The organism is Neptunomonas japonica DSM 18939, from assembly GCF_000422765.1.
GTDB classification, from domain to species: domain Bacteria; phylum Pseudomonadota; class Gammaproteobacteria; order Pseudomonadales; family Balneatricaceae; genus Neptunomonas; species Neptunomonas japonica.
The window spans coordinates 58,381-73,087 of record NZ_AUGR01000006.1; the positions used below are offsets into that span (position 1 = coordinate 58,381).

Sequence of the window (14,707 nt, forward strand, 5' to 3'; positions counted from 1 at the left end):
AGATTGGTTTTTAGTCTGCTTTGTTGAGTTCCTGAAAAGTTGATAATCCGGTAAACTCCTTTTGATAGTTATTCGAAGGAGTTTTTATGTCTGTTTTATTCAGGCGTGTAGTGGGTGTGGGCTGTTCTGTTTTGGTTTTGCTGCTGCCGGTAGTGTCAGAGTCTGCAGAGAAGAGTCGTGTGGGTCTTGAGAAAATGAAATTAGCTTCCTCGGTAGGCGCTAAATGTTCAGGATTTTATGATGGTGTTTTTGCTTTACTGCATAATTTAGATCAAGCTGCTGATCAGCAGGCATTGAATGTAATTCAAAAGAGCTGGCCGGGAATTAATAAGCGTTATCTGTTTAGGCAGTCGACATCAGCTATGTTAATGACGGGTATTTTTATTAAACAGATAAATCAAAAATTTACTCTTGAAGAAAATTTTTCATTTCAAAGTTTCAGTCAAGACTATGTCTCAAGCCGAAAATCGGCAATGGCTTGGCAGGATGGCAAGGCTGCTAATGAAGCGCAAAGTCGTCAGCATCAGCAGTGCGAGCATATTCTTCAGATTACTAAAAACAACGGCACATTAAGTGATCGAGTGATTAATGCTGCTATGGAAAAGAGGTCTATGGCTTTAGGGGTGGATCTTAAGTCAATGGATTAAAAAATAGGCAGCTCTTTATGTGATGAGCTGCCATATATTTTATGCGAAGTGCTTGGCTTCTTCGTTTCGAGCGTGCGCGGCACCAACGCGACAGCCGTAAACACCGACTTCACCTTTCCAGCGCATCCATTCAGCAAATTGACCTATGGCATTAAACATTTGAGAAATAGATGATGCCTGTTCTATCTGTGGGGTGTCGAATGCGCCCATTGCATGTAGCTCTGCTTCAATGCGACGGTCATCATCAGCAATACCCGTAAATTTCATACTCATGATTTAACTCCAGTCAACTATTAATATAGACTAAAGTTTACTCTCTTATTGTGCGCTGCACAATAAAGTATGACAAGTTATTTTAGACCTTCGGCTAAGAGCGCATGAATGCCTTCTATGTCTTTTTCAGAGAGCTTGTCATCAGGGATCGCGTTATTAAGTCCTTGGTTTAGGCGTTCTGTAAACTGCTCCGGTAGCTCCTCTGTATCGGCTAAGGCTAGGCTAACATGGCCTAGAAGGTAGCTTGAATAAAAGCGTCGGTCGTCATCACCGTCTAGTTCTTGTTGAAGGAGCCAGCTGTAGAGAGTGTCACCATTTGTGTTTGGCATATCAGAATGTTTCCATGGATTTCAGTTGAAGAGCGTAAGTTTTTCCATCGCCTTCAATTTGTTTAAGTTTAACAATCATGTAGTCAAGCTTAGGGGCATACCAAATGTAGGTTTCGCGGGTAGCCTTTGGGCCTCTGTCCATCTCAACCTTGATGGTTTCAAATTCACCGAGAGGAGATTGTATTTTTTCTTCGCCGATAATTTTGAAGTCGTATTCTTTGAGGCGACCACCGTCTGCTATTTTGTAGCTAAAAGGTCCTTTTTTTCCTGCTTTCAGGTCAAGACGCATCTGTAGCTGGTAGCTTAGCTTGTCTTGTGCTTTGTCAGGAATACCCATTTTCCATGGTTTATCATCAACGTTATTTTGAACGCTCATGTTTGCCCAGTCGAAAGCGAGTTTAGCTTCGCGTTTTTTGCCTAGAACGAGTTTTTTATAGTGGTATTTTTGAGGAGCCACTTCATAGTTGTTAAATACAACCGTACTTTTTTCATCGATTGATGCGATAAGAGCACTAGCATATGTGCGAAATAGCCACTGTCCATCAGGGGTGCTGGATAGTGAGCGTTCGACTTCTCCTTTTAAAGCAATCCCCGCATCCCATTCTGATGAGTAGACGGCAGTAAAAGGGGGGACTGGGGAGGTGCTGTTTGCGTTTGTAATTGCCGGAATCAGAAGGGCTGAAGTAAGTAATACCTTGATAAATGAAGACATAATTAAGAGTCCTTAAACAAGCTTAGGCGTCGTACCCTAATCTGAAACCAGAATCTGGTAAAAGTTCATCATCCAGATGTATGCCATCTTCGTCAAAGCGAACTCGGTCTGCACAAATCCATTCGACAGCTAATGGGTATGCAACATGTTCGCGTGTGTGAACGCGGCTTTGCAGGCTCTCTTCATCGTCATTTTCTAGAATGGGAACAACTGCTTGTATCAGCAGTGGGCCGCCATCTAGTTCTTCGGTTACATAGTGTACTGTGCAGCCATGCTCTTGATCGTTTGCAGCAAGTGCTCGTTGATGTGTGTGCAGGCCTTTGTACTTGGGTAAAAGTGATGGATGTATGTTAAGCATGCGCCCTGAGAAATGCTGAACAAATCCCGATGAAAGGATTCTCATAAATCCAGCAAGAATGATTAGGTCGGCTTGGTTGGCATCGATACAGCGACGAACTTCGTCGTCAAAGGCTTCGCGAGAGGCGAAAGCTTTGTGATCTATGCATGTTGTTGGGATTCCTGCGTTAGCGGCACGAACCAATCCGTATGCATCGGTTTTGTTGCTGATAACCTGAACGATCTGGCCGTGAGTACGGCCAGATTCGATAGCATCCATGATGGCTTGCAGGTTAGAGCCGCTTCCCGAAATCAGTACTACAATCCGTTTCAGGGGCATTGCTTTACTCCGCGTCGATCAGCTCTACTTGCTCTTCGCTATCGTTGGCTGCATCAATATGACCAATGACCCAAGCGTCTTCACCTGTTTCTTTTAGCAGGTTAATAGATGCTTGTGCTTGATCAGCAGGAACACAAATTACCATACCTACGCCGCAGTTGAATGTGCGGTACATTTCACGCGAATCAACGTTTCCAGCTGATTGAAGCCATTGGAACACGCCAGGTATTGTCCATGAATTAGTGTTGATAACTGCTTTTGCATTATCAGGCAATACACGAGGGATATTTTCCAGTAAACCACCACCTGTGATGTGTGATAGTGCGTTTACTTGGCCATTTTTTAACAAGTTAAGAACAGACTTAACATAAATGCGTGTAGGCTCAAGTAGTGCATCTTTTAGCGTGCGGCCTTCGATGTCTTGATCAAGATCTGCATCAGATACTTCAATGATTTTACGAATCAAAGAATAACCATTTGAATGCGGGCCTGAAGAAGCTAATCCAATCAAAGTATCGCCTACGCTAACTTTGCTGCCATCAATAATTTCGGACTTTTCTACAATACCTACACAGAATCCGGCAAGGTCGTAATCGTCGCCTTCATACATGCCTGGCATCTCAGCCGTTTCGCCGCCCACTAGGGCTGCGCCTGAAAGCTCACAGCCTTGGCCAATACCAGTAACAACATCAGCTGCCATTTCGATATTGAGTTTCCCAGTAGCGTAGTAGTCGAGGAAGAACAAAGGCTCTGCTCCTGCTACGATAAGATCGTTAACGCACATAGCCACCAAATCAATGCCAATGGTGTCGTGTTTTTGCAGCTCCATTGCTAGGCGTAATTTTGTACCAACACCATCGGTGCCAGAAACAAGTACGGGCTGTTTGTATCCTTCAGGGATTTCACACAGCGCTCCAAAGCCGCCCAGACCGCCCATGACCTCTGGGCGAGCTGTACGCTTTGCAATACTTTTAATTCGATCAACTAATGCATTTCCTGCATCAATATCAACGCCAGCGTCTTTGTAACTAAGTGATGTTTGGTCAGAACCAGTAGACATGCAATGCAACCTTTCAGACAGGGTAAATAACAGGTGAAAAAATATGCGCAGCATTCTAACAGGTTGCGGGAGTGGCGGCTATTGTATGTTACAGTTTTCAGTTTGAAAAATGTCTCTGGTTCATTTGATGAGTATGCAAAACCTTCGTTGTTTCATTATTGCTCCATTAATAGTGTTGAGTCTCTTGATATCCACTCCGCTCAGGGCTGAGTTAGTTGAAAACCTGTATCAGACAGAACTCCTTGTTTCTGATCGTTTAACACACCCCGATGATATTTCTTTGCGGTCCGGTTTAAAGCGCATCTTGGTCAAGGTAAGTGGTACCGCGCTGGCTTCACATATCGTTGATGAGTTTGTTTCTGATCCTGATCTTTATATGAGTGAATTTCATTTTGAATCTACTTATCAAGTACGTACGGATGTTGAAGGTAATGATTATCTTGCGCAGCGTCTGGTATTACTCTTTGAGCAGGCATCTATAGATAAGTTGTTAAATAGCCGTAAATTTTTTCCTTTGGGAAAATATAGGCCGCGGTTGCTTGTTTGGATGCTGGGCTATGAAAATAAGACACTATCGAGTTTTAGGGATGGTTTGCAAGAGTATGCTACGCAGGCAGGGCTCCCAATGACTTTGTTGATGGCCAATCAAATGTTTATTAAGCAGCAAGCAAAAGGGCGGCTGATTGATAAAATTAATGAACGTTCCAGGAGTTATCCTAAAGCGTTGGTTGTTGTTGTTTTCTTGGATAAAAACAAAGTTATGCATTGGGCAGTTGTTGATGGGGCTTCTGATGACAGGCTTCAATGGGCCTTTTCAAAAGGAGGCTTGGCTCAACAGTTAGTAAAGGCTTTTGGTGCATGGCTTGATTCTTCAGGAATTAAAATTGATGGCAAAAGATCTTTGGCGAAAAATTCTCATCAGATAATCGTGACAAGAGTAAAAAATATGGCAGACTATGCAGCAGTTATGGAATACGTCCGGTCGTTGCCTTCCATTGACTTAATAAAGGTTGCATCAATGGATAATCAAACATTGACCCTGGCATTACAAAGTCAGCTGAATAATGCTGAAGTATCGCGCTTGTTGAGCTTAGATAGGCGTATGTTATTTATGCGCCCCTTGCAGGCAGAAGCAGAGGTGGAAAACTCTTTGCGTTGGAGCTGGTTTGGTGCACGAGGTAGGTAAGGTTTAATGGATAATGTTCTCGCTTCTCAACGATTTTTTTTGCTGTTAGCTGTTATAGCTTCAGGCTTTTTATTGTATTTATTGGGGCCAATTTTATCTCCGTTCTTAATTGGAGCGCTACTGGCTTATTTGACGGATCCGGTAGCCGATCGGCTTGAAGAATTAGGCACATCACGTACAGCCGCAGTTGTCATTGTATTCGTTATTCTGACTACTCTGATAACGATGTTAATCCTGTTGTTTATCCCAAAATTAACGCATCAAATTCAGGTAATGATACATCAGGTACCTGCTGTTATTGCGCTGTTTGAAGAGAAGGCTATACCCGCTATGCAAGCGTTTTTGGGTGATGGTGTTTCTTTTGGGGACATGGAATCATTCAAACAGCTAGTGGCTAGCCATTGGGAAACAACTGGCGATATCATGGCACAAGTCGCTTCAGGTATTACGCGTTCTGGTTTGGCTGTTGTTGGTTGGATAGCAAACTTGTTGCTTATACCGGTCGTAACATTTTACTTGTTACGTGACTGGGATGTGATGATGGATAAAATAGGGCATCTATTACCACGAAGTGTTGAGCCTGTAGTTTCTCGTTGGGCAAAAGAAAGTGATGAGGTGTTGGGGGCTTTTATTAAGGGGCAGTTGCTAGTCATGTTGACGCTGGGCTGTGTCTACGCAGTGGGCTTGTGGTTGGTTGGTCTAGATTTGGCTTTGCTGTTAGGTATGTTGGCTGGGTTGGCAAGTATTGTTCCTTATATGGGCTTTATTGTCGGAATTTTTGCTGCTGGTGTGGCTGCTTACTTGCAATTTCATGACCCCATAATACTGTTATGGGTGTCTGCTGTTTTTGGTGCAGGCCAAGCTTTGGAAGGAATGGTTTTAACGCCTTTGCTTGTAGGTGACAAAATTGGGCTGCATCCGGTAGCCGTTATTTTCGCAATTATGGCAGGTGGGCAGCTTTTTGGTTTCGTTGGTGTGTTGATAGCACTTCCGGTAGCGGCTGTAATTATGGTATTTTTGCGCCATGTTCATGACGGATATAAAAATAGCCACTTGTACGGCTCTGATACCGTTGTTGATGTAATCACAGATGAAGCACCGCAAGAACAGGATATAGGCTTAGATGAACAGCGCTAATGCGCCACAGCAGCTCCCGCTAGGAGTGACTCTCAGGGATGATGCGCGATTTGAAAATTATCAGATAGGTGATAATGGACTCGTGTGCGAAATGCTTCGCCAGGCTGCAGTGGGTGTAGGAGAGCCTTTTCTTTATATATGGGGTGCTAAAGGAACGGGTTGTTCTCACTTGTTGCAAGCTGCTTGCCATGCGGCGGAGCCCCGAAAAAGAACCGCTGTCTATCTTCCTTTGAATGAGTTATTGGGCTTAAGTCCAGTGATTCTTGAGGGGATGGAGCATCTCGATCTAGTATGTATAGATAATGTAGAGGCTGTAGCTACATCGCCAGTATGGGAAGAAGCATTATTCCATCTATATAATCGCATTCGTCAAGAACAAAACACCCTGATTGTTGCGGCTAATTCAGCACCACGTCAGTTAACCATTAAATTGCCAGACCTTGTTTCTCGTCTTAGTTGGGGGGCTGTTTTTAGCGTAGCAGCGCTTAACGATGAAGATAAGGTGCAAGCTATCCAGTTACGTGCAAAAATCCGTGGTATTGACCTTGCCGAGGACGTAGCGCGGTATTTAGTGCATCATGCAAGTAGAGATATGAATGATTTGTGTTTGATGCTTGATCGCCTTGATAAAGCATCGCTAATGGCGCAAAGAAAAGTAACAATTCCTTTTATAAAGCAAGAGATGGGCTGGTAGTTCTTTTTAGCGAGTCTCTCTTGTTTATGCAGTTGGTTCAGTATTTTTAGTCATCTATTAATTACATAAATTGTTAAGGCACGTCCTATGTCCAATGAAGATACAAAAATAAAGCGTGATTTTTTTGCACGTGATGATGATGAGCAGCAAGCATTTTTGAGCCAAACTTGGTGTGATAACTGCCAGGCTGCGGATCTGGGTATGCACACGCCTCTAGAATATGAATTAGATGGGACAATCTTTGTAGAGGGTTCTTGTAACAAGTGCGGTGAGCAAGTTTTTACTGAACTAACCGAAGATGATCTGTAATTCTCTTTTAAATAGTCATTTTTAGCATTAAGGTTTATTCGTGTCTGCATTTGATAATCGTTTTGGTGGCACTCGTCGCTTATATGGCACCGACGTTGTAGAGCGTTTTCGTGATTCCCATGTCTGTGTTATAGGCATAGGAGGGGTTGGTTCATGGGTCGCTGAGGCACTAGCTCGTTCTGGTGTCGGTGAAATTACGCTAATAGACCAAGATGATATTTGTGAAACGAATATCAACCGACAAATACATGCATTGGATGGAACGGTAGGGCAATCTAAAATAGCAGTGATGGCAGAGCGTATACGTTTGATTAGCCCTGAATGCCTTGTGCATGAAGAGCATGCGTTTATTAATCGTGAAAATACTCCTGAATTAATCCAAGATTGTTTTGATTATGTGGTCGATGCAATCGATAGTGTTAAAGATAAAGCCGCACTGATTGGTTACTGTAAGCGTTTTAAGGTACCCATTGTTTCTGTGGGCGGAGCTGGAGGGCAGCTCGATCCTACCTGTGTGAGTGTTGTTGATCTTTCTAAAACCTATAATGATCCCTTGGCAGCTAAAGTACGCTCAATGTTGCGACGCCATTATGGGTTTAGTAAAAATGGTAAGAAGTTCGGTGTTGACTGTGTTTATTCCACTGAGCAGTTGCGCTACCCTCAGCCTGATGGGTCGGTATGTGGGCAGAAAATGATGTCTGATGGTCAAACTAAATTAGATTGTGATGGTGGTTTTGGTGCAGCAACAGTAGTCACCGCCACATTTGGTATGGTGGCTGCCTCGCGGGTGCTCAATAAAATCATGCTAAAGGCGAGTGCGGAGTAGTCGTTTAAAACTTAACAAAAGCTGAAGAAGCAGTTATAATTCAACAAGTAAAATTGAATCTATTTCAATGTCGTTCTTACTGCATGGATGCAAATAAAATGAACTTACAGCAAAGAAGTCGGTTTGCTCAGAGTAATCAATATCACGGAACTATTGTGAGACGTTTAATATGCTTGGACTGAATCATTGCTATCAGATGCCCCTTTCCGTAGAAGGTTGCCTTCAGCAGGCTCCACTAAGCAGCATTAATGCCCGTAACCTTTTCGGTTCTAATGCTAAAAACAACGATGCTGTTATACCTGATGTTGTTACAAAGGCAGAGCTGCGTTTGCTTGCTGAATGGTCCGTACCTGACCTGATTGATATATTAAATTTCCCTGAAGAAAGTGTTGAAAAGCACTCTGAAGACTATATCCGTTTTCATGAGCGTGCGGGTCGTGTTATTGAGGCGTTATTAGGCAGTGTTAAAACTGATTTATTGACAGTGCGTTTTGGTGTGGGCGGCGTGGTTTCAGATCTCAATGTTTCATTTGAATTAAATGACGAGTTTTTAGCAAGCTTATGGCGTCATGAACGGCCTATTAGTCATTGGGTACGTAAAGAATATAATGAATTAATGGGGGTGGCTGTTTTAGGACGTCCATATGCGCTGGCAGCGGCTACGCTTGACGTACATAGAATTAGTGGTATGACTCGCATCGAAGCAATTGAAAATCAATGCTACGATGCCTACTTGCGCCAAATTTATCTTCGCGCTTTTAATCTGTATGGTGTTTTCCCGCTGGCTCATGATGAGCTAGGAATTAGTGGGGTTGATCCATGGATGCAAGTGGCATCTGGCAAAGACATAGTGGCTTCTAGATGTACTGGAAGACAGTTGCAGTTATTTGCTCGTAGGCAGTTTAGAGATTTTAAAATACCCTTCGAAGTTTACTCGATCTTAAAGCATCTTCCTTTGCGTCTTGGTATCTCTGCACGACTTGCTGTATCTAATTGGGATGGCTTGTTGCAAGAAGAGTTATCTGCAGCATGGCTGCGAGGTGAAACAGGTGAGTGGATAGAGAAAGCACTGGACTCAATTACTGACTCAAACAAATCGGATGCTCAAGGTTATATGCTAGGGGCATAGCCTGCCTTATGAACAAATTGTGATGTGTCACTGCAGTATTCTATAGGTTTGTTATGTTGAAATGCATTGTTTTAAATTAACTGTCAGTGACTTTTCCGCGCATCTGTTTGGTTTTCCCTCGTTTATTTTTACTATCCAATCTTCTTGTTTTAGAGCCCTTAGTTGGCTTGGTTGGCTTTCTTGCTTTTTGTTGCACTGTAGCGCTTTTTATAAGTTCTAATAACCTCGTTAAAGCTGCTTCTTTGTTTTTTTCTTGAGTACGAAATTGCTGCGCTTTAATAACAACGATACCTTCTTTGGTGATGCGATGGTCGTTGGTATTGAGTAGTTGCTGCTTGTAGTAGTCTGGTAGTGAGGATGCGTTGATATCAAATCTCAGGTGGATGGCGCTTGAGACTTTGTTAACGTTCTGCCCCCCAGCACCTTGAGCGCGTATCGCTGTTAGTTCGATTTCGTTATCGGGTATCATGACGTAATTTGAAATTTGAAGCACGTACGCTTGCCTTTTTATTTAATGGTTAGTTGTTGTTTTCTTGTCAGCGACATAGGTGTGGCTGAGCTTAGATGTTAGTTGCATTCTCCCAGACGTTTCCCGCTCCATGTGGTCGTCATTTCTAGTTTCATTCCTTGCATAGACATTGCAATGATAGCTTTACCTTTAACTTTAGTGTCGTTTACCTGCATATTACCACGCCCTGTTACTAAGTTGCCTTCAAGGTTGCAGCTCATATTCCATTGTATGTTTTTTCCATTAACTCGCACGTCGGTCGCTTTGCAGTTGCCACGAGTTTTTTGTGTGAAATGGTCAGCGCTTATAGTTTTTTCACGAATACATTCAACATTCTTATTAACGAGAGGTTTTGCCAGCATTGGCATTGAGGCTCTGCTGGTGATTTCCCACTTTCCTGCATTAAAAGGAACGCTGTCTACAGTCGCTGCATGGGTTTGGTTTATGGAGAGTGCAAGTGCGCTGAGCATAAAGGCGCACGATAGTAATGTTTTCATGTTGATTCTCTTTGGCCTTGCCAAGTAATGGCATAAGTAAGTTAATCATCTCAGCTGTACTAGCTGACGTCTAATAGAAATTAATTCATGGCGAGTGTTTTGCCCACTTAGCGACAGATAAAGTAGATTTACGTATAATGATTCGTCATTTTTACCTGAGCCAGGAGAATCTCTATGTCCCACACAGTGGTGTGTGCCCTTTATAAATTTGTTGTTCTGGATGATTACCAAGAACTGCGCGCACCTTTGCATGAGGTAATGAAGAATAATGGTGTGCGTGGAACGCTATTATTAGCCCAGGAAGGGATAAATGGCACAGTATCAGGGACGCGAGAAGCAATTGATGCTTTGCTTATTTGGCTCAAATCAGATGAGCGTTTAGCGGATATAGACTACAAAGAGTCTTTGCATGAGCGTCAGCCATTCAAGAGAAGTAAAGTTAAGCTAAAAAAAGAAATTGTTACTCTGGGTGTGGAAGGGATCGATCCCAAACGAGTTGTGGGCACTTATGTTGAGCCTAAGGATTGGAATGTGCTCATTAGCGACCCGGATGTAGTGCTGGTGGATACTCGTAATGACTATGAGGTTCAGGTGGGTACATTCCGTCATGCTGTCAATCCAAATACAGAAACGTTTAGAGAGTTTCCTGAATATGTGAAGCAGAATATGAATCCTGCTAAACAGAAAAAAGTTGCGATGTTCTGTACGGGTGGTATTCGTTGTGAGAAATCAACCGCGTATATGAAGGAGCAGGGCTTTGATGAGGTTTATCATCTTAAAGGTGGAATTTTAAAATACCTAGAAGAAGTGCCTCAAGAAACATCATTATGGGAAGGTGAATGTTTTGTTTTTGATGATCGAGTCACGGTAAATCATCAGCTGGAAAAAGGCCAGTATGATCAGTGTAATGCCTGCCGTATGCCGATAACTCAAGCTGATAAAGAGAGTGAGCAATACGTCTCAGGCGTTAGTTGTCCTCATTGTTTTGGTAAGCATACGGCTGAACAGGTTCAGCGTTTTGCTCAGCGTGAAAAGCAAATGCAGTTAGCCAATGAGCGAGGCGAAGGGCATATCGGTGATGCTGCTGTGATGACGATGCAAGAACGACGAGAAGCTAAACGTGCAGCACGAGCGCGACTGATAGCTGAGCAGCAAAAATCTAACAAATAGTTGTTTATTTCAAAGTTGGATCTGTTTTCATTATTGGGTTATTTACTGGTGTGAGTGAACTCATGCTAGTAAGGAGTTTTATGCAGGCTTACAGGCTATTAGGTACGGCGAATTTACCGCTTGAAAGAGATTCTATAGTGAGCCAGTTAGTACTGACAGGCTGGAATTTATTAATTCATAGTGAAGATGAAGATGTACTTAAGAAAGGCCGCATTCAGCTGAATTTGCAGGGTGAAGGCACCTTGTTGTTGGATGCTAGCTTTAAAGGTAAACCTGAAGACATCTCTGAGCTGGTCAGTTGTTTTGATAAGCATTCGGGGCATTATGCATTAGATCTTTTTGGTGATTCAGCTCGGCTTGTTAGACGCTTTATTAAATGATTGGAAGAAATCATTAGATTATTTTCCAATTACGGATAACAAGCTTCTTCAGCTGTGCTATAACTTTTACAAAGTAATTTCATTTTGGAGATGTAAATGACGGACTCTGAAGGACAACAACAGCGTCGTTTTGAGTGTCTATTATCAGCTGTCGACCAGATAGTTGTAATTTTAAATAGTGCTGGGGAAGTGCTTAGAGTCAATGCTGGAGGAGCGTCTTGGTTAAATACCGAAGCAATGCTTTCTAGAACCTTCTCTTCGCTGTTTGCCGATGAAATAGCAGAACATATATCATCCTCGGTTAATAAAGCTCTGAAAAGCAATGAGCCTCAAAAGCTAACAGTCTCCATGAAGCCAGAGCATTCATTTCATTGGCATGAGCTTGGCCTAAGTAGTGCTCAGGTTTGGGATACAACACTGGTTGCAGTGAGTTCTTCTGAGCTTATGTGGGTTGCTCGTGATGTATCTGTATCTAAGCGAAATGAGCAAAAACTTTTCAAACAAGCACAGCGAGATCCTTTAACGGGTGCTTACAATCGTCGTTCATTGCTGACTGTTCTTGATCACTCTGTTGCGCAAGCGCAGCGTTACGATTGGATCTGCTCCTTTTTATTGATTGATGTTGATCACTTTACTCACATTAATGACCAATACAATTGGGATACTGGCGATAAAGTATTGCAGCAGTTTGTAAAGGCTATGCATGGCTTTCAACGAACTGCCGACTTTTTTGCGCGCTTCTCTGATGATCGTTTTGTTATGTTTTTACCTGAAACTAATCAAGAGCAAGCATTACTGGCTGCAGAGCGTGTAAGAAAGCTTGCTGCTGAACAACAGGTGCCATGTGTTGCTTCTGATGGAGGTGAGTTTATTTTGAATTTCACCGTAAGCATTGGGGCCGCTTCGTTGCAAGATGCACAAGATACTCCCGAAAGCATTCTGAAGCGTGCCGAAGAGAATTTATTTATTGCAAAGCAGAGTGGTACTAACCGAATCGAAGGTGAGCCCAGTTAATCGCTATATTTTAACGTTTTCAGCTAACCGCAATGTTTTAAGTAATATTTCTTGGCGCCTTTCTACGGCGCCAAATAGCCCCGCCTGAAAAAATCAGCAGTGCTAGCCAAATCATTGAAAACGTTATTAAGTCCCCGTCGTCAAACGGCTCATCTAAAATAAGAACAGCGCTTAAAAGCTGAAGTGTTGGTGCAAGGTAGGTCATAAACCCAAGTAATGTCAGGCTGAGTCTATGAGCGGCAGCAGAAAAAGCCAACAAAGGTAATGCCGTAAGGACTCCGGCGAGAATAAGTAAAGCACCGTCCGTATTGATGCTGAAATGTTGCTCACCTTGAAATAGTAACCATAGCCAATAAGCGGCGGCGAAGGGCAGTAATAGAATAGTTTCAAGCATGAGCCCAGTGACGGTATCTATTTGTGTTTTCTTACGAACAAGCCCGTAAAGCCCAAAGCTAATAGCTAGCGTGAGAGCGATCCAAGGAAGTTCTCCCATACCTATTATTTTGTAAGCAACCCCTAGTGATGCGACTAAAATGGCAACTTTCTGATAAACAGCCAGAGACTCTTTAAAGAAAATGACCCCCAAGCATATAGCCACTAATGGATTGATAAAATAGCCTAGGCTGGCATCAACAGCGCGGTTTACGCTAACCGCCCAAATATATAGTCCCCAGTTAGTCGCAATAAGAAGTGAAGAGCAAAAAAGCGCAAGGACTAATCGACGGTTGAGTAGTGCTGCTTTAGCGCGCCCCCAGTGTTTGGTGAGTGTGAGAATAATAGCGACAAAAAGAAAAGACCATATCACACGATGAAGTAGTACTTCTGTGGCAGGAATATGCTTTAGTAAGCTGAAAAAAAGTACAAAGCTTCCCCACATTGAATAGGCAAATAGGGCAAGCAATAAGCCGCGATTAGACTCTGTCACAGTGAACATTCCATATATTAAAAACGAATTCTAACAGTAAAGTCTAATACAGCAAGGAAACAGATTGTTGTGTAAAAGATGTTTTTTAGGGATGGTGAAGAATACGTAGTGGAGAACTTCAAAAATCCCCCTCGCTTTAACAAGCGAGGGGGGGGGAATTACATAGATATCATGTCGGGATGGCGCTTTAGGCAATCAATCATTGCTTGCATCTCGACTTCTGTACCAATCGTGATACGCAAGTGATTATCAATGCCAGGGCGGCTGAAATGGCGAACTAATATCTGTTGGCTTCTTAGAAAGCCCATTAACTCTGCTGCTTCGATATAGCGGTGTGAGGCAAATACAAAATTAGTTTTGGATGGAATAATCTTAAAACCTAAAGATTGTAATTGCTGGCTAGTCCATTCACGCATTTTGATGATCTGCTGAGTGGTTTCTACAAAGTAGTCATTGTCTTTAATAGCGGCAATAGCTGTTGCTTGTGCCAGCATATCTAATGGGTAAGAATTAAAGCTGTTTTTTACACGCTCTAATCCTTCAATTAGCTCAGGGCTACCTATCGCAAAGCCAACACGCATTCCGGCTAATGAACGAGACTTAGATAATGTCTGGATAACCAGAAGGTTTGGATACTTATCTACTAACTTGATAGCTGTTTGAGCACCAAAATCTACATAGGCCTCATCAACAACGACTACCGTTTCAGTGTTTCGTTGTAATAATGCTTCTACCTTTTCTAACGTGAGAGCTCTACCCGTAGGTGCATTGGGGTTGGCAAAAATAATACCGCCATTAGCTTGGGCATAGTCATCCAACACAATGCAAAAATTATCTTGTAGAGGGATATGCTTGGCTTCAATACCATAGAGGTTGCAGTAGACATCATAAAAACTATAAGAAATGTCTGGCATCAACAGTGGTTGGGGCTGACGGAAAAAAGCCATAAAGGTATGCGCGAGTACTTCATCGGAGCCATTACCTACAAAGACTTGTTCACTTTTTACATTAAAATGTTCAGCTAGTGATAGCTTAAGCGCAGATGCATCTGGGTCTGGGTAAAGACGTAGACGATCAGTATCAAACTGATGGATCGCTTCTAACACCATTGGGGAGGGTGGGAATGGATTTTCGTTGGTGTTCAGTTTAATGATATTGCTCCCCTTTGGCTGCTCACCCGGTACATAAGGTGTTAGGCTTTGGATAGCTTCACTCCAGTATTTGCTCATGGCAAT

19 protein-coding genes are annotated in these 14,707 nt (G+C 42.8%); 10 read left to right on the forward strand and 9 right to left on the reverse strand.

The window, feature by feature from the left end:
• Window positions 1-86 precede the first annotated feature (86 nt).
• Complete coding sequence (locus G511_RS0105765; RefSeq protein WP_028468791.1) at window positions 87-647, forward strand: hypothetical protein; 561 nt, start codon at window positions 87-89, stop codon at window positions 645-647.
• A gap of 39 nt (window positions 648-686) precedes the next feature.
• Here the strand turns inward: G511_RS0105765 and G511_RS0105770 are convergent, their stop codons facing one another.
• The 5 genes from G511_RS0105770 to purM all read right to left on the reverse strand — a co-directional run bounded on the left by G511_RS0105770 (window position 687) and on the right by purM (window position 3,697).
• Window positions 687-920: a hypothetical protein gene (locus G511_RS0105770; RefSeq protein WP_036551426.1), complete on the reverse strand. Its 234-nt coding sequence runs from the start codon at window positions 918-920 to the stop codon at window positions 687-689.
• A gap of 77 nt (window positions 921-997) precedes the next feature.
• Complete coding sequence (locus G511_RS0105775; protein ID WP_028468793.1) at window positions 998-1,249, reverse strand: YfcL family protein; 252 nt, start codon at window positions 1,247-1,249, stop codon at window positions 998-1,000.
• A 1-nt stretch (window position 1,250) separates the two neighbouring features.
• Complete coding sequence (locus G511_RS0105780) at window positions 1,251-1,961, reverse strand: DUF3108 domain-containing protein (protein WP_028468794.1); 711 nt, start codon at window positions 1,959-1,961, stop codon at window positions 1,251-1,253.
• Between the two features lie 22 nt (window positions 1,962-1,983).
• Window positions 1,984-2,637 (reverse strand): phosphoribosylglycinamide formyltransferase, encoded by a 654-nt coding sequence (gene purN / locus G511_RS0105785; RefSeq protein WP_028468795.1) that lies wholly within the window; start codon window positions 2,635-2,637, stop codon window positions 1,984-1,986.
• 4 nt (window positions 2,638-2,641) lie between these two features.
• Window positions 2,642-3,697, reverse strand: coding sequence for a phosphoribosylformylglycinamidine cyclo-ligase (gene purM, locus G511_RS0105790; protein ID WP_028468796.1), 1,056 nt, complete (start codon window positions 3,695-3,697; stop codon window positions 2,642-2,644).
• Window positions 3,698-3,824: 127 nt separating this feature from the next.
• Between purM and G511_RS0105795 the strand changes: the two genes are divergently transcribed.
• The 6 genes from G511_RS0105795 to G511_RS0105820 all read left to right on the forward strand — a co-directional run bounded on the left by G511_RS0105795 (window position 3,825) and on the right by G511_RS0105820 (window position 8,978).
• Window positions 3,825-4,883 carry a DUF2066 domain-containing protein gene (locus G511_RS0105795; protein ID WP_028468797.1) on the forward strand — a complete coding sequence of 353 codons (1,059 nt, stop codon included), beginning with the start codon at window positions 3,825-3,827 and terminating at the stop codon, window positions 4,881-4,883.
• A 6-nt stretch (window positions 4,884-4,889) separates the two neighbouring features.
• Window positions 4,890-6,020 carry an AI-2E family transporter gene (locus G511_RS0105800; protein WP_028468798.1) on the forward strand — a complete coding sequence of 377 codons (1,131 nt, stop codon included), beginning with the start codon at window positions 4,890-4,892 and terminating at the stop codon, window positions 6,018-6,020.
• Window positions 6,007-6,714 (forward strand): DnaA regulatory inactivator Hda, encoded by a 708-nt coding sequence (hda, locus tag G511_RS0105805; protein ID WP_028468799.1) that lies wholly within the window; start codon window positions 6,007-6,009, stop codon window positions 6,712-6,714. Before G511_RS0105800 ends, hda begins: the two co-directional genes overlap by 14 nt.
• Window positions 6,715-6,801: 87 nt before the next feature.
• Complete coding sequence (locus G511_RS0105810) at window positions 6,802-7,023, forward strand: hypothetical protein (protein WP_028468800.1); 222 nt, start codon at window positions 6,802-6,804, stop codon at window positions 7,021-7,023.
• Between the two features lie 40 nt (window positions 7,024-7,063).
• Window positions 7,064-7,849: a tRNA cyclic N6-threonylcarbamoyladenosine(37) synthase TcdA gene (tcdA, locus tag G511_RS0105815; protein WP_028468801.1), complete on the forward strand. Its 786-nt coding sequence runs from the start codon at window positions 7,064-7,066 to the stop codon at window positions 7,847-7,849.
• A 169-nt stretch (window positions 7,850-8,018) separates the two neighbouring features.
• Window positions 8,019-8,978 (forward strand): hypothetical protein, encoded by a 960-nt coding sequence (locus G511_RS0105820; RefSeq protein WP_028468802.1) that lies wholly within the window; start codon window positions 8,019-8,021, stop codon window positions 8,976-8,978.
• Between the two features lie 76 nt (window positions 8,979-9,054).
• Here G511_RS0105820 and arfB read toward each other — a convergent pair whose 3' ends face one another.
• Both arfB and G511_RS0105830 read right to left on the reverse strand, forming a co-directional pair.
• Window positions 9,055-9,471 carry an alternative ribosome rescue aminoacyl-tRNA hydrolase ArfB gene (gene arfB, locus G511_RS0105825; protein ID WP_028468803.1) on the reverse strand — a complete coding sequence of 139 codons (417 nt, stop codon included), beginning with the start codon at window positions 9,469-9,471 and terminating at the stop codon, window positions 9,055-9,057.
• A gap of 74 nt (window positions 9,472-9,545) precedes the next feature.
• Window positions 9,546-9,983, reverse strand: coding sequence for a DUF3617 domain-containing protein (locus G511_RS0105830; RefSeq protein WP_028468804.1), 438 nt, complete (start codon window positions 9,981-9,983; stop codon window positions 9,546-9,548).
• A gap of 174 nt (window positions 9,984-10,157) precedes the next feature.
• On the opposite strand from G511_RS0105830, the gene trhO reads away from it, so the two are divergent.
• The 3 genes from trhO (at window position 10,158) to G511_RS0105845 (ending at window position 12,547) form a co-directional block, all read left to right on the forward strand.
• Entirely contained in the window at window positions 10,158-11,153 is a 996-nt protein-coding gene (gene trhO / locus G511_RS0105835) for an oxygen-dependent tRNA uridine(34) hydroxylase TrhO (RefSeq protein ID WP_028468805.1), read from the forward strand.
• An 80-nt stretch (window positions 11,154-11,233) separates the two neighbouring features.
• Window positions 11,234-11,533 (forward strand): hypothetical protein, encoded by a 300-nt coding sequence (locus G511_RS0105840; protein ID WP_028468806.1) that lies wholly within the window; start codon window positions 11,234-11,236, stop codon window positions 11,531-11,533.
• 96 nt (window positions 11,534-11,629) lie between these two features.
• Window positions 11,630-12,547: a sensor domain-containing diguanylate cyclase gene (locus G511_RS0105845; protein WP_028468807.1), complete on the forward strand. Its 918-nt coding sequence runs from the start codon at window positions 11,630-11,632 to the stop codon at window positions 12,545-12,547.
• Window positions 12,548-12,584: 37 nt separating this feature from the next.
• On the opposite strand, the gene rarD is transcribed toward G511_RS0105845, so the two are convergent.
• On the reverse strand, window positions 12,585-13,472 hold the full coding sequence (gene rarD, locus G511_RS0105850; protein WP_028468808.1) for an EamA family transporter RarD: 888 nt from the start codon (window positions 13,470-13,472) through the stop codon (window positions 12,585-12,587).
• Window positions 13,473-13,630: 158 nt separating this feature from the next.
• Window positions 13,631-14,701 (reverse strand): histidinol-phosphate transaminase, encoded by a 1,071-nt coding sequence (hisC, locus tag G511_RS0105855; protein WP_028468809.1) that lies wholly within the window; start codon window positions 14,699-14,701, stop codon window positions 13,631-13,633.
• Window positions 14,702-14,707 lie beyond the last annotated feature (6 nt).

Bases quoted from the DNA above. Each gene is read 5' to 3' on its own strand.
- G511_RS0105840 (WP_028468806.1), top strand. From the start codon at position 11,234: ATGCAGGCTTACAGGCTATTAGGTACGGCGAATTTACCGCTTGAAAGA.
- G511_RS0105810 (WP_028468800.1), top strand. From the start codon at position 6,802: ATGTCCAATGAAGATACAAAAATAAAGCGTGATTTTTTTGCACGTGAT.
- G511_RS0105775 (WP_028468793.1), bottom strand. From the start codon at position 1,249: ATGCCAAACACAAATGGTGACACTCTCTACAGCTGGCTCCTTCAACAA.
- hda (WP_028468799.1), top strand. From the start codon at position 6,007: ATGAACAGCGCTAATGCGCCACAGCAGCTCCCGCTAGGAGTGACTCTC.
- G511_RS0105765 (WP_028468791.1), top strand. From the start codon at position 87: ATGTCTGTTTTATTCAGGCGTGTAGTGGGTGTGGGCTGTTCTGTTTTG.
- trhO (WP_028468805.1), top strand. From the start codon at position 10,158: ATGTCCCACACAGTGGTGTGTGCCCTTTATAAATTTGTTGTTCTGGAT.
- G511_RS0105780 (WP_028468794.1), bottom strand. From the start codon at position 1,961: ATGTCTTCATTTATCAAGGTATTACTTACTTCAGCCCTTCTGATTCCG.
- purM (WP_028468796.1), bottom strand. From the start codon at position 3,697: ATGTCTACTGGTTCTGACCAAACATCACTTAGTTACAAAGACGCTGGC.
- G511_RS0105845 (WP_028468807.1), top strand. From the start codon at position 11,630: ATGACGGACTCTGAAGGACAACAACAGCGTCGTTTTGAGTGTCTATTA.
- hisC (WP_028468809.1), bottom strand. From the start codon at position 14,701: ATGAGCAAATACTGGAGTGAAGCTATCCAAAGCCTAACACCTTATGTA.
- G511_RS0105770 (WP_036551426.1), bottom strand. From the start codon at position 920: ATGAGTATGAAATTTACGGGTATTGCTGATGATGACCGTCGCATTGAA.
- G511_RS0105800 (WP_028468798.1), top strand. From the start codon at position 4,890: ATGGATAATGTTCTCGCTTCTCAACGATTTTTTTTGCTGTTAGCTGTT.
- G511_RS0105830 (WP_028468804.1), bottom strand. From the start codon at position 9,983: ATGAAAACATTACTATCGTGCGCCTTTATGCTCAGCGCACTTGCACTC.
- G511_RS0105795 (WP_028468797.1), top strand. From the start codon at position 3,825: ATGAGTATGCAAAACCTTCGTTGTTTCATTATTGCTCCATTAATAGTG.
- purN (WP_028468795.1), bottom strand. From the start codon at position 2,637: ATGCCCCTGAAACGGATTGTAGTACTGATTTCGGGAAGCGGCTCTAAC.
- G511_RS0105820 (WP_028468802.1), top strand. From the start codon at position 8,019: ATGCTTGGACTGAATCATTGCTATCAGATGCCCCTTTCCGTAGAAGGT.